This is a genomic window from Robertmurraya sp., assembly GCF_036676585.1.
GTDB lineage: Bacteria > Bacillota > Bacilli > Bacillales > Cytobacillaceae > Robertmurraya_A.
Window position 1 is genome coordinate 1 of the sequence record NZ_JAKFCQ010000129.1, and the last position, 12,984, is coordinate 12,984.

Sequence of the window (12,984 nt, forward strand, 5' to 3'; positions counted from 1 at the left end):
AAATAAGTCAGTTGTATCATTTTTAATTGTTCCAGTTAAGTGAAGATAAATTTCCGAATCAGTGGTGATCTCATGGTTTGCCCAAGTATCTTCTGGATCAGCGTTTGATGCTCCAAATTTCTTTGTAAATTCGGCTTTTGTAAGTGTCATAACAACCGAACCATCTTCATATTTAAACTCTTTGTTTTTATCCAACAAATTTTCAGAAGGTTGAACCTCCTCTTCTTTGCTGGTTGATGATTCAAACACATCTTTGTCTTCTTCACTATTTTCACCTGATGATTTACTATTGGTTTCTTCAACTATTTTTGTTGAAGACTCTTCTGATTTTCCACAAGCAACTAAAGACAACACCGTAATCATTACAATAAATAACCAAATTCTTTTCTTTTGCATATTATTTTCTCCCCTAATATGTAAGTTAAATACACCATTATACAAATATACCATATTTAGTAAATTAAGTTTTACCAACATACTAATTTGATAGGAAAGTCCCGTTCAACTATAGCTAAAATGGGCCATTGAGGTTATTTTGCTCATTCGACCTTTTACCTTTGATTTGTATGTCAAAAATTTAAAGCCTATTTAATGTGCGTTCTTAAAAGTGTTTTACTAAGAAATCTGACAGGGAGCAAATATCAATATTTATATTTAACAGAGCCATAAAGTAAAAAAGACTGCAATCAACTCAAAGACTTTGAGTTTGATTGCAGTCTGACACCCCTGTTAAAAATAGAGGTTTGAAAATTAATTTAGTTAATCTTTTCTGAAAGAGCTTTAAATCTTTCTGCAACATTCTTGGCAGTATATCCATATTCTTCAAGCAACTGATTCGCTGGTGCTGATTCGCCAAAGTGGTCAATAGATAAGACCTCACCATATTCTCCGATATATTCTCTCCAACCAAAGGAAGATGCTGTTTCGATTGCAAATTTTGCTAGAAGTCCTTTAGGAAGGACGCTTTCCCTATATTCCTTCGTCTGCTTCTCAAAACGATCCCAGCTTGGCATGCTCACAACGGAAACATAGATGCCTTCTTGTTCGAGAAGCTTTTGTGCATCGATTGCGAGGGCCACTTCTGAACCACTAGCTAATAGTAAGCCCTCTGCTTCTTTAGCTGCCTTAGATACCACATAGGCACCTTTTTGAACCCCTTTATATACTTCATCTTCAGACATTTCAAGTGTTGGTAAATCCTGACGAGTTAGTACTAGAGCGGTTGGGTTCCTCTCACTTTCTACAGCTAATCTCCAGGCTGCTGCCGTTTCCTTTGCATCAGCAGGGCGAATTAATGACAATCCTGGCATTGCACGTAATGATGCTAGATGCTCGATTGGTTGATGTGTGGGCCCATCTTCACCCACTGCAATACTATCATGAGTAAATACATAGGTAACAGGTAGATTCATTAATGCAGATAGACGCATCGCCGGTCTTAAGTAGTCGGAGAAGACAAAGAATGTTGCCCCAAATACTTTAACTCCTCCATGTAATGCCATTCCATTTAACGCCGCACCCATTCCAAATTCTCGAACTCCAAACCAAATGTTTCGTGCTTGATATCCATCCACACCAAAGTTTCCTTCAAAAGTTAATGTTGTTTTATTCGAGCACGCGAGATCAGCAGAACCTCCAATTAATTGCGGGACTTTATTTGCGATTGCATTTAGCATTTTCCCTGAAGATGCACGAGATGCCATTTTTTCACCTTTTGAAAACTGTGGTAGATCTTGTTCCCAGCCTTCAGGCAATTCACCTTTGATTGCACGCTCAAGCTGCTGTGAAAGCTCAGGGTATTGTTGTTTGTAGCTCTCGAAAAGGGAGTTCCATTGATCTTCAAATTGCTTACCAATGCTTGCAAATTGTTGGAAGTGCTCTCTCACTTCATTTGGTACATGGAATGGCTCTTTTTCTTCCCATTCATAGGCTGCTTTCGTCAGTTCCGTCTCCTTCGGACCAAGCGGAGAACCGTGAGAATCGGATTTCCCTCCTTTATTAGGAGAACCAAAGCCAATGGTTGTTTTCACTTCAATAAGTGTTGGTCTTTGATCATCAAGCTTTGCACGTTCCACAGCATTTTGGACGGCAGTTACATCATTTCCATCCTCTACTCTGAGTACTTGCCAGCCATATGCTTCAAAGCGTTGTTGGACACTCTCGGAGAATGTAAGGCTCAAGTCGCCGTCTAAAGAAATGTCATTTGAATCATAAAGTACTACTAAGCGTCCAAGCTTTAAATGACCTGCTAATGACGCAGCTTCTGCTGATACTCCTTCCATCAGATCGCCATCACCACAGATGCAAAAAGTAAAATGATCAACAATGGGATAGCCTTCACGATTGTAGGTTGCTGCCAAATGACGCTCGGCCATAGCCATCCCTGCTGCCATCGCAATCCCTTGACCAAGTGGACCTGTTGTTGCATCTACACCAGGTGTATGCCCGAATTCAGGATGACCCGGTGTTTTACTCTTATATTGGCGGAAATTTTTCAAATCATCTAGCGTGACATTATAACCAAACAAGTGCAATAAGCTGTATAGGAGCATGGATCCATGACCCGCTGATAAAACGAAGCGATCTCGGTTGAACCAATTAGGATTTTTGGGGTTATGAATCATTTCCTTTGCCCAAAGTGCGTAAGCCATTGGTGCAGCACCCATTGGCATTCCCGGATGTCCTGAATTTGCCTTTTCAATGGCGTCGATGGATAAAGTGCGAATGGTGTTAATCGCCAATTCATCTACTGTTTTTTTCATTTCTATTGAACTCATAATGACACTCCTTTTATTAGCAGTTCGTCGTAATATATTTATATAGTTTTAGATTTTAAAGATATTTCTAGCTGTTCTACTAAATCGAGTCGCTCTTGGTGTCGACCACCCTGAAATTCTGCTTCGAGCCAGGTGTCAACAATATTTAGTGCAAGTGACTCCCCTAATACCCGCTCATCTAGGCAGAGCACATTGCTGTTATTGTGCTCTCTAGTTGCTCTCGCTGAAAATGTATCACTAACAACTGCCGCACGAACACCTTGAATTTTATTAGCAGCAATGGACATTCCGATACCTGTTCCACAGCAAAGAATTCCTAATTCACATTCCCTATTGGCAACCGAATCTCCCACTTTTTTTGCATATAAGGGATAATTAACACTTTCTGTAAAGTGAGTTCCGTAATCTAGGCATTCGAATCCTTTTTTCTCTAAGTGGTTCTTAATAGACTCCTTCAACAAATATCCACCATGGTCACAGCCTAATGCGATTTTCATGCGGTTGCCCCCTGTTTGTTTATTACTCTAGTTAGCTTCTCTAAATTCTCCTTAACATCACCATGAAACGTGTATGAACCTGCAACGATTACATTGGCACCTGCTTCTACACATAGCTTGGCTGTTTCGAGGTTAATCCCCCCATCAACCTCGATGTCTATATTTCTACCTTCTACAAGCTTTTTTGCTTCCTGAATTTTCGGTAGCACACTTGAAATGAAGCTCTGACCACCATACCCTGGATTAACGGTCATAAGTAGAATCATGTCAATTTCATCTAGAACATGCTTAATCGTTTCAATGGGGGTAGCAGGATTTAGGACTACACCGGCTCTTCTATTGTATTTCTTTATTAATTGCAGACTTCGATGGAGATGCGTTGTTGCTTCCTGATGAATGGTAATGATATCCGCCCCTGCCTCAGCCACAATCGGAATAATCCAATCTGGATTTTGTACCATTAAATGAACATCAAAAATGAGCTTTGAACGTTGCCGAAGCATATTGATTTGATCTGGACCAAAGGTAATATTGGGAACAAAGTTTCCGTCCATCACATCAATATGAAGCATGCTAATATTGCTTTGTTCTAAAAGCTGCATTTGGTCCTCTAGATGGCAAAAATCTGCTGCTAGTATCGAAGGCGCTATTTTCATATGAATCTCCTCTTTTTCTCATTGTTCATTACTTCACAAAACAATGTTTAGTCGTCTCTTCTTGATCAATGGCTTCTTGCCCATTGGGTAAAATTAACACCTTATTAAATGGTTCTTCTCGATTTATGATCATATTGAATGCTTTTTGAGTTTCCTCTAAATTAAAGCGGTGAGATATAAGATCTTGTATTTGAATTCTTTTCTGTAAAAGAAACTCAATACTTTTTGTCCATTCCTCACCAGGAAATGGTGCAGAATAAGAATTCCAAAAGCCCTTTAAGGTAAGTTCTCTTCGAAAAATATTTTCAAATGCTTGTTCCGAAAGTAAAACATCTGAATAAGCAATTCCTAGATAACCAACTTTCCCCTGTTTTCTTATAACAAGCAAGCATTGTTCCTGCGTAATTTTTGATCCGGCACATTCTAAGGCGATATCCACTCCAAGACCGTTTGTGTATTCTTTTATTTTTATAGCTAAATCTTCTTTTAATGGATTGATGGTACGTTTACAACCGATTGACTTAGCGTAATTTAGTTTCTCTTCCGAAATATCGATAGCAATGATTTCTTGTACACCAGATACTTTTAGCCATTCAATGACGAGTATTCCAATCGTCCCAACACCAAATACCGCCACCACATCACCTATACGCGGAGAAATATTCAAAACACCATGTAGGGCTACAGCTAATGGTTCTATCATGGCCGCCTCTTCAAATCTCATATTCCCTACCGGAAGAACATTGGTAGCTTTTATATTGACATATTCGGCAAATGCACCTGGAGACTTAGAACCAATCATTCCATAATCTTCACATAATGAAAATTGCCCTCTTTTGCAATATTCACAAGAATGGCATGGTAGAAAAGGGATACCAACTACTCTCTCCCCAAGAGTTAAATGACTAACGGCACTACCTTTTTCTACAATAACACCAGAGAATTCATGACCCATGATAGCTGGAAGATCATACTTCCATTTGCTTGTCATTTTATGTGTGTCTGACCCACAAATGCCCGCAGCCATTACTTTTATTTTCACTTCATCTTCTTGACAAGGCGAAATATCAACTTCTTTGTATACAAAATAATTTTCAGAATAAAGAACTGCTGCTTTCATTTTTGGCCTCCTCTTTTCTGAAACGCAATCAGTCAACTTTTATGTCTTCGAGGCCCGTAGCACGTGTGGAATTCTGGAGCTTTCTTTTCTTCAATCTGAATACAGTTAACCGATAGACCGCAATAGCAAAAACCGCACTGTTGATGGGAAATTGATATTGCATATAATACTCACTTAAAAATCTGCCATGTGGTCCTAATGCGTAATCGATCATACTTTCTACCATAATATTCACCTTACTCCTTCAATTTTTCACACGTAAACTACGGGCTAGTCCACGAACTCGAAGACTAGCCTGTAATTCTTAATAGTTTCCCTGTGCGTTTATTCATTCAACAGGTGTTAACACTACTTTAATTGCTTCGCCACTTTTGATCGTTTCATACGCTTTTTGCCATTCCGAAATCGTGAATTGATGGGTCACTAGTGCATCCGCTTTTACGCATGATTCGTTCATTAATTGGAGTGAAGGCTCCCAGTCAAATGGGTTTTGGCTTCTACAACCAATGACTTCAATTTCTTTCTGAATGATTTTTTCGAAGTCAACTACTATTTCAGGGGTAGCAAAGATACCTACTTGGACGTAACGCCCTTTCTTTCGTAGCAAATCTAATCCCATGGAAAGGGCAGGTGGTGCACCGGTACACTCTAGAACCACATCAGCTCCATAGCCCTCTGTTATTTCATTTACAATTTGCTTTACATCTTTTTCTTGAATATTAACAATATGGTCGATACCAAGCTCAGCGGCTTTTACTAAGCGGTGTTCATCTTTTTCTAAACCTGTAATTACCACTGTTGCTCCTTTGTGCTTTGCAATTTGAGCTGTAAGAAGTCCGATTGGTCCAGGACCTAATACGACAACAACTTCACCTGGTTGGATACGACCTTTTTCAATCGCATGATGGGAACATGCTAAGGGCTCAGTTAATGAGGCTGATAAATAACTAACGTTTTCAGGAAGTTTATGAACACTTTCCTTCCTAGCAATTACGTATTTTGCAAATCCACCATCTTGCTGTGTACCTAAACCCTTTCGATCACTGCATAAATTATAATTCTTCGATTGACAATACTTACATTTACCACAAATAGTAAAGGTCGTCTCTGAAGTCACACGATCTCCAACTTGAATGTCTTTAACATTCAAACCAACCTCTACTACTTCTCCAGAAAACTCATGCCCTAGAGTGACTGGTGCATTCACTTTGTATTTACCCTCATAGGTATGAAGGTCAGTACCACAAACTCCAGCATATTTTACAAGTATTTTTACCTGATCTTCGCCAACCGTTGGCTCCTCAACGTCTATTAATTCTAGGTGTCCGAAGCCTGGTTCTAATTTCACAAGTGATTTCATTTAGTTTCCTCCTAAAAGGATTTCTTTTAAAAGGCTGTTTTCTAATGACTACTTTTTGTCAATAGCCAATCCTTGTCTATACGGCATACTACTGTCAGTATCACGTATAAAATTAAGGTAGAAAATAGCCAATTTTGACAAAAGGTATTAATTATAGTATTGTTAAATCAAATTATATTTTTTAGAGATTCCCGTCTCTAAGCCTCTCGAATTAAACGCCAATTTAAGTCGAGATTTTAAGAGCTAATGCTGCATTTTTGCATGTATTAGCTCTTGCTATTTATAGCCCTAATTAAAAAGTGCAAAGAGCTTATAAACAACATAGTTTACTAGGTTACCGCCTTGGTCGATACTAGAGATCATGTTGGTTCCTTCAGGCATATCAAAGTGTGCATCAATTGCCATTTGGGTGTGAAGCGGAGCAAGATCTGTTGCCATGTAAAGTGATAATGCGATAACTACAGTACCTGCGATAACAGAGTGGATAATATTCCCTCTTGCGGCACCGACAATAAATGCAACGATAAATGGAATGGTTGCCAAGTCACCGAATGGTAATAGATTGTTACCAGGTAAAATAACTGCTAATGCAACGGTAATAGGTACAAGAATAAGAGCGGTTGCTATGACTGATGGATGTCCGATGGCTACAGCCGCGTCTAATCCGATGTAAATATTGTCTGCACCGAACTTTTTACTTAAGAAATTACGAGCAGCTTCTGATACTGGCAGTAATCCTTCCATGAGAATTTTAACCATTCTAGGCATAAGGAACATTACCCCACCCATTGCCATACCGACCTTAATGATATCTCCAGCACCATAACCAGCCAGTGCACCAAGCCCAATACCTAAGATAAGCCCCATAAAAATTGGTTCACCGAAAACACCAAATCTTTTTTGAATGGTATCTGGATCAGCGTGAAGATTTTTTATTCCGGGAATTTTCTGAATTAACCAAACAAGTGGAATACCAATTGGTGCATACGATGCTGTACTTCCTGTTGGAATTGAAATTCCTGGTAGTTGAAAGTAGTTTTCTAGCATTGGCGCTGTCCAGTCAGCAATTTTAAGAATGATAATTTGGAAAATAACTGCAGCAATTAAAGCTTGAACGATACTACCTGATAATGCGTAAACTACTGCACCTGCAAATGTGAAGTGCCAGAAGTTCCAAATATCTACCATCATCGTTTTCGTCGTTTTTGTTACAAGCATGATGATATTAACGACTAACCCTAGAGGAATAATAAATGCTGCGATTGGTGATGCCCATGATATAGTTGCTGCACCTGGCCAACCAACGTCAATCACATTTAATTCTATTCCAAACCTCTCTACCATCCCATTAGCGGCAGGTCCAAGATTATTAACTAGCAAATCTACGACCATGAAAATACCGATAAATCCAACGCCGATCGTTAAACCTGAACGAAACGCCTTCCCTGGCTTTTGACCAAAAAGCATACCTAGAAGAAAGATGGCTACTGGTAAAATTACCGTTGGTCCTAGTCCTAAAAATGCCTGTAAAGCTTCAACCATGTCCTTCATATTTCTTCCTCCTCAAACTAAGTACAATACTTTTCTACTACTCTGTTTTCGGATAAGTCGTTTCACATGAACCTATCTTTCATCCATAGTTAAGAATGACAGGTTTTACAAAATCTTGATTTTCGTTAAGGAAACAACTGCTTTCGAAAACAGTTATAAAAAATGACTAAATCATTTTTTAATCTCCTCAAGAATCTGCTGCTTCACATCATCTAATCCAATTCCTGTTAAGAAAGCTCTTGCGTTGATGACTGGGAATGGGTAATCCTTACCAGTTATAGTTGTTGTCACAAGTAAGTCAGCAGAATCTAAATATCCTGATACCTCAGTTATTTTGCACTGAATTAAGTTAGCCTGGATGTTGTTTGCACTACACATTTCGATAATTGCCTCATTTACCACTGTAGAAGTTGCAATACCTGCACCACATGCTACTAAAATTGTCTTTTTCTTCATAGAAAACCCCTGCCCCTCTAATGATTTAATTTACTTTCAAGTAAATCAATGATTTTATCTTTACTATGTTCCTTTGATATTTCCTTTAATGTTTCTTCATTTTGAAAGATTTGCATTAAGCTTTGAAGTAATTTTAATTGCGCATGCTGTTGATCCATTGCAAGCATAAAGACAAGCTTCACTGGAGTAACGGTTCCGATTTCCCCCATAATTCCAAAATCCACTTCGTTTTTTAAAACAGCCACACTAATGGCTTTTCTATTCACATGCTCAATGTCCGTATGTGGAATTGCGACAGAACATCCTAGTGTTGGCAGGCCTGTTGGAAAAGTCTTCTCTCTTTCGATCACTGCATCGATATAGCTTTCTTTGACGACACCTTGTTCGTATAAATTTCTAGCCATGTTTTGAAGAACTTCTTCGTTTGTTGTTCCATCCAAGTCTACCATTATGAGTGATTCTTCTAGACAAACGGTGTCCATTTTCATTCTTCTCCTTACTTTCGTTTATAGTTTTACTAGGTTTGTATTTTTAAGCATCCCCCCTTTCACAAGATAGATTATTAGACAGCTGAGTACTTCGAAATCACCTGGAGAAGTTCATCTGACGACTTTGATTCGATCAGCCTCATAGTATCCTCCTGATTACTTGCTAGCTTCATAAGTTGCATCAATGCTCTTAAATGCTGGTGCTTATCTAAAGCAGCAATTGTAATAATGATTTGGACTGAATATTCATTGTATTGAACAGGTTCTTCTAGCCTAAGAAGACTCATACTAACCTCGTTTACACCACTTTCAGGATCTGCGTGCGGTATAGCTATATTGTTCCCGATAATAATATAAGGGTCTTCGCTGTCGTACAACCGAAGCATTTCCTCTACATAAGAGGGTGTAACACTACCACTCTCAACTAAAGGTCTTGAGCAAATTTGAAGTGCTTCCTGCCACGATTTCATTCTTTTTTCTAAGGTGATAGTTTCAGGTACGATAAGCTCATTTAAATTTCTCTTCGGTAACTCCATAGGTTTCGCCAAATGTGGTGTATGATCTAGGCGAAAATGTGATTCAAGCTCCTTTTGTAGCTGCTCTCGACTTTCAATGGTCGCATGTTTTTCAATAATATCGATTACGTGATACACATTCATAACCGATGGTGTGTAGCCGTTTAGCTCCTGCATTACCTGTTTTCGTAACCGATATTTTTCTTCTCTTTCCAGAAACGTTTTAACAAGGATTTGTTTACGATTCGTTTGTAGAAAAGTGGTAGTAAAGACAAGATCATAATCAAGTGTATAAACATGAAATTCTCGGACTGACAAAGCATCAATAAATACAAACTCTGGAAACAATTCTCGCAAGGTACTTTCGAGTAATCTTGATACACAAATACCCTTCGGACAAACAACGAGAGCTTTAATTTTCTTTTGGAGGCTATCCCCCTGTCTAGAAAGCCAACCGCCGATAAGCATTGTAAAATAAGTGGATTCGCTCTCCGGAATATTTCCTCCAATAAGCTGTTCTAAGGGCCTCATAGATTTTCTTACAAGATGATGTAGCTCCTTAAATTCATTACTTACTGTATTTTCTAAGGGGTTTGTAATCGACAGCTTATATTTAATTCTGTAATACGCTGGTTTAACATGTAGAAGGATTTTATTTAAAAGCTGATCTTTTTCTTGTAATCGCACACATGCATTTCTCTCAAATAGAGAGAGCATAAGACTAATAGAGTGATATAATTCAGGAAATGTTTTGTCTGCATTGCGTTCAGAAGAGGATACATTTGTTGTTAAAAGGTGCAATGTGATAAATAATCTTTCTTCCATCGGGATTTGATCTAAATCCTGTAAAAGCTCTTCTACTGCTTGAAATTCCTTCGTATCAGACAGCTCATAATAATGAATGTGAAAAGGTTCAATTAATTTCCCTTGAGTAATGCGTCTTAGAAGTAATATGAGTATGTAGGGCATTGATTCGATTTTTTCATCAGTAAACTTTAGATTTAATTTTCTTTCAACCTCTTCCACACGTTCATGAAAGGTATCAATCTCTGATCGTGGAATGGATGTTAACTCTTCAATCCACCTTTTTCCATTCGTCATTTCAATCGTTTTAAAGATGATGTTAATCAATAGCTGTCGCTTATTAAACTCCTTACCTTCGATAAGGTAGCCATACTGCCTATAGTACTTAATTGTTAAATCAAAGATATCAAGCTGGAGTTGAGCATTTTTTAGATCGTTAATTATAGTATTACGACTTACACTAAGGCACGAAGTTAAATGGTAAAGTGAAAGTTCTTCACTTCTGCTTAATAGCATGAGTATCAATAGATTTACTCTTTCGTTTTCAGAAAGAATGTATGCATCTGTTTCATCTAAGGCATTTTCATTCAGGAGAGTTGTAAAATGCACCTTATTTAGAAGAAATAATCCAGACTTTGTTCTTTTGATCTCAGGTAAACCTGTCGCTATTAACCAATCGTTAATTTTGTTAATGCTATAACCAACCTGTCTTCTGCTAAGAGAAAACCGCTCTTCCAGATCCTTGTTTTTTATACTCGGATTAATAAGAATTTCATGAAGTATTTGACTGCTTCTCTCGTCTAAATCCATTGTCATGTCCTCCTTGGTTACATAGTATCATTCATAAAAATAAAAATGTACACGTTTTCATTCCAATTTATTACCATGGTGATGTACATCAATGGGATGTACAATGTGTATTGTCTCACATTGTACATTCTGCCGAAAGGTATCGTTAATAGGGATTTGGCAATAGGTTGCTGACAACATAAAAAGAACGCAATGATTGATTGCGTTCTCTTGATTAGTTATTCATATGAATTTAAATTGCTAACTTATTTGTTGAAGGTGCCTTTTCTATTTGGAATATTCCATTTATGAAAAATAACATCAAACCGCTTCTGTTCCCCACTTCTTCTCATCCTGTACAAACAGAATTCCCAACTCATGATGATCTCCTTCGTAGAGAGCTCGCTGGGCAAAGCGAACTTGTCCATTGACGTCTAACACCTCAAGCTTACAGTGAGCACGGTTCCGTTGTAGCGCCTCATAGACCTCTGCTTCGTTATGCACAATTGTTCCATTTACCTTAGAAACAATCTCCCCAACGGATAGCTGCATTTTTTGTGCGGGAGAATGTGGTAGCACTCCTAAAATCATGACACCTTGATTGCGTTTCGAAAAATAGAAGGGACCACTTTCTTCCTTCGTCTTTTGGCTAAAGTAGATCACCTCGCGACCTAGGATTCCGATCGCAACGACCGCTAATGATAGAATCGGGAGCCAATATGAAGCGATCGCGATGGCCGTTAGAACGAAACCATGAGCCATGATTTGCTTTCCTACATGTGCGACTGCCTGAGTTGGCAGTGCTCCTTGGATATGCTGATAATGCCCAAGTGCGAACGGAACTAGTAGTAGTCCGTAGCCTTCTCCATCTACATTAAACACTGGCCACCATTCAAACGGCAGCTGCTGGAGGGCATCTCCAGGGATCAACAGAAGAAGCGGCAACATCCATACTCGCTTGAGTTCGTGAACGCCTACTCGTTGGCCGCGCTTGCTCGTCATGAGCTTAGGCGAGGTCCCCTTCTTTCCATTTTTCAAAATAAGAATGCCTTCTGCAATGACTAGTAGAGCTAGAAGGACCGTGATGGACGGGTAGAGCTTGTCTTCTAGACTGCTGAAGAGATCAGGGAAAAGTGGGATGCTCCAGTCCTTGCCCGATGTGAAAAAGATGGCGAAGAAGGTGAGACCCACTGTGTACACCGATGATAGTAGGCGTACACGAATGCTCAGGATGATCGTGATTGCTGCGATAAACAGGATGGCCGCTAGCGGAATGACCACTCCCGCGGCAATCATGATGATCGACAGTCCGAATCCGAGCAATAGTCCGAGCGGTAGTAACTGCCGAAGCTCAAAGTAGGCATTTTCGGCGCGAACGTGAAAATGACTTCGCTCTCTCTTTACTCGAGAAACTCCTAAAAATGCCGCGAGTAGGAATGTGAAGTAAAACACTGGATGTATTAATAGTTTTGCGAATCCCCAAGCCATTTCTAATAGCCACTCTAGAACCAAACTAGCCACCAACCTTATCAATCTATTTCCGAACTTTCCTATTAATCTTTATTTTACCAAATGAAAGGAGAATTCGATATTAGAAATATTTTGGATAATAGTGGATATGGGGTTTTAGGGGAATATTCACGGAATTTCCATAACAAAAATACCCTCTTACCCATGAGGATAAGAGGGTCAATCTTATTTCGCCAATAATCGAAGTCCAGTCTGCAGTTGCGTGTCATTGCTATCCTTCTTCATTTCTTCAACCACCGCACTCTGGAGAGCACTGGCTGTTTTGCTGTCAATTTTCCCTGTCATCTCTAAATCGTGTTGACGTTGGAAGGCCATGACTGATGTTTCGGTACGGTCGTTGAAATACCCGTCCTCTCGACCCGGATCAAGTCCAAGTGCCTTCAGCATTTGCTGGGCATTTTTAATTTGCTCGTTGTTCATATCCTTCTCTAGCGCTTCGGT

General features: G+C 39.1%; 12 protein-coding genes and 1 pseudogene. All 13 read right to left on the reverse strand.

Annotation, left to right across the window (positions count from 1 at the left end; translation table 11 throughout):
- Positions 1-396, reverse strand: a pseudogene (locus ACGLXV_RS17250) (hypothetical protein); the annotation flags it as partial.
- A gap of 359 nt (positions 397-755) precedes the next feature.
- Entirely contained in the window at positions 756-2,777 is a 2,022-nt protein-coding gene (tkt, locus tag ACGLXV_RS17255; protein WP_391559600.1) for a transketolase, read from the reverse strand.
- A gap of 38 nt (positions 2,778-2,815) precedes the next feature.
- Positions 2,816-3,274 (reverse strand): ribose 5-phosphate isomerase B, encoded by a 459-nt coding sequence (gene rpiB, locus ACGLXV_RS17260; protein ID WP_391559601.1) that lies wholly within the window; start codon positions 3,272-3,274, stop codon positions 2,816-2,818.
- A complete protein-coding gene (rpe, locus tag ACGLXV_RS17265; protein ID WP_119710051.1) occupies positions 3,271-3,930 on the reverse strand; it encodes a ribulose-phosphate 3-epimerase in 660 nt (219 codons plus the stop codon). The genes rpiB and rpe overlap by 4 nt, the downstream gene beginning before the upstream one ends.
- A 28-nt stretch (positions 3,931-3,958) precedes the next feature.
- Positions 3,959-5,050: a galactitol-1-phosphate 5-dehydrogenase gene (locus tag ACGLXV_RS17270; protein WP_391559602.1), complete on the reverse strand. Its 1,092-nt coding sequence runs from the start codon at positions 5,048-5,050 to the stop codon at positions 3,959-3,961.
- A 28-nt stretch (positions 5,051-5,078) separates the two neighbouring features.
- Positions 5,079-5,276, reverse strand: coding sequence for a hypothetical protein (locus tag ACGLXV_RS17275; protein WP_391559603.1), 198 nt, complete (start codon positions 5,274-5,276; stop codon positions 5,079-5,081).
- A gap of 102 nt (positions 5,277-5,378) precedes the next feature.
- On the reverse strand, positions 5,379-6,410 hold the full coding sequence (locus ACGLXV_RS17280) for a zinc-binding dehydrogenase (RefSeq protein ID WP_391559604.1): 1,032 nt from the start codon (positions 6,408-6,410) through the stop codon (positions 5,379-5,381).
- A gap of 288 nt (positions 6,411-6,698) precedes the next feature.
- Positions 6,699-7,961 carry a PTS galactitol transporter subunit IIC gene (locus tag ACGLXV_RS17285; RefSeq protein ID WP_119710055.1) on the reverse strand — a complete coding sequence of 421 codons (1,263 nt, stop codon included), beginning with the start codon at positions 7,959-7,961 and terminating at the stop codon, positions 6,699-6,701.
- 171 nt (positions 7,962-8,132) lie between these two features.
- Entirely contained in the window at positions 8,133-8,417 is a 285-nt protein-coding gene (locus tag ACGLXV_RS17290) for a PTS sugar transporter subunit IIB (protein WP_119710056.1), read from the reverse strand.
- Positions 8,418-8,434: 17 nt separating this feature from the next.
- On the reverse strand, positions 8,435-8,899 hold the full coding sequence (locus ACGLXV_RS17295) for a PTS sugar transporter subunit IIA (RefSeq protein WP_119710057.1): 465 nt from the start codon (positions 8,897-8,899) through the stop codon (positions 8,435-8,437).
- A gap of 80 nt (positions 8,900-8,979) precedes the next feature.
- Positions 8,980-11,034 carry a BglG family transcription antiterminator gene (locus tag ACGLXV_RS17300; protein WP_391559605.1) on the reverse strand — a complete coding sequence of 685 codons (2,055 nt, stop codon included), beginning with the start codon at positions 11,032-11,034 and terminating at the stop codon, positions 8,980-8,982.
- Between the two features lie 300 nt (positions 11,035-11,334).
- Complete coding sequence (locus ACGLXV_RS17305) at positions 11,335-12,525, reverse strand: PDZ domain-containing protein (RefSeq protein WP_391559606.1); 1,191 nt, start codon at positions 12,523-12,525, stop codon at positions 11,335-11,337.
- Between the two features lie 183 nt (positions 12,526-12,708).
- Positions 12,709-12,984: peptidoglycan-binding domain-containing protein (locus tag ACGLXV_RS17310; protein WP_391559607.1), on the reverse strand; the 276-nt coding region annotated here is incomplete at its 5' end.

What these genes read in the sequence shown, in the direction of transcription:
- ACGLXV_RS17290 (WP_119710056.1), bottom strand. Translation starts at nt 8,417, where the DNA reads ATGAAGAAAAAGACAATTTTAGTAGCATGTGGTGCAGGTATTGCAACT.
- ACGLXV_RS17270 (WP_391559602.1), bottom strand. Translation starts at nt 5,050, where the DNA reads ATGAAAGCAGCAGTTCTTTATTCTGAAAATTATTTTGTATACAAAGAA.
- rpe (WP_119710051.1), bottom strand. Translation starts at nt 3,930, where the DNA reads ATGAAAATAGCGCCTTCGATACTAGCAGCAGATTTTTGCCATCTAGAG.
- tkt (WP_391559600.1), bottom strand. Translation starts at nt 2,777, where the DNA reads ATGAGTTCAATAGAAATGAAAAAAACAGTAGATGAATTGGCGATTAAC.
- ACGLXV_RS17280 (WP_391559604.1), bottom strand. Translation starts at nt 6,410, where the DNA reads ATGAAATCACTTGTGAAATTAGAACCAGGCTTCGGACACCTAGAATTA.
- ACGLXV_RS17275 (WP_391559603.1), bottom strand. Translation starts at nt 5,276, where the DNA reads ATGGTAGAAAGTATGATCGATTACGCATTAGGACCACATGGCAGATTT.
- ACGLXV_RS17295 (WP_119710057.1), bottom strand. Translation starts at nt 8,899, where the DNA reads ATGGACACCGTTTGTCTAGAAGAATCACTCATAATGGTAGACTTGGAT.
- ACGLXV_RS17285 (WP_119710055.1), bottom strand. Translation starts at nt 7,961, where the DNA reads ATGAAGGACATGGTTGAAGCTTTACAGGCATTTTTAGGACTAGGACCA.
- rpiB (WP_391559601.1), bottom strand. Translation starts at nt 3,274, where the DNA reads ATGAAAATCGCATTAGGCTGTGACCATGGTGGATATTTGTTGAAGGAG.
- ACGLXV_RS17300 (WP_391559605.1), bottom strand. Translation starts at nt 11,034, where the DNA reads ATGGATTTAGACGAGAGAAGCAGTCAAATACTTCATGAAATTCTTATT.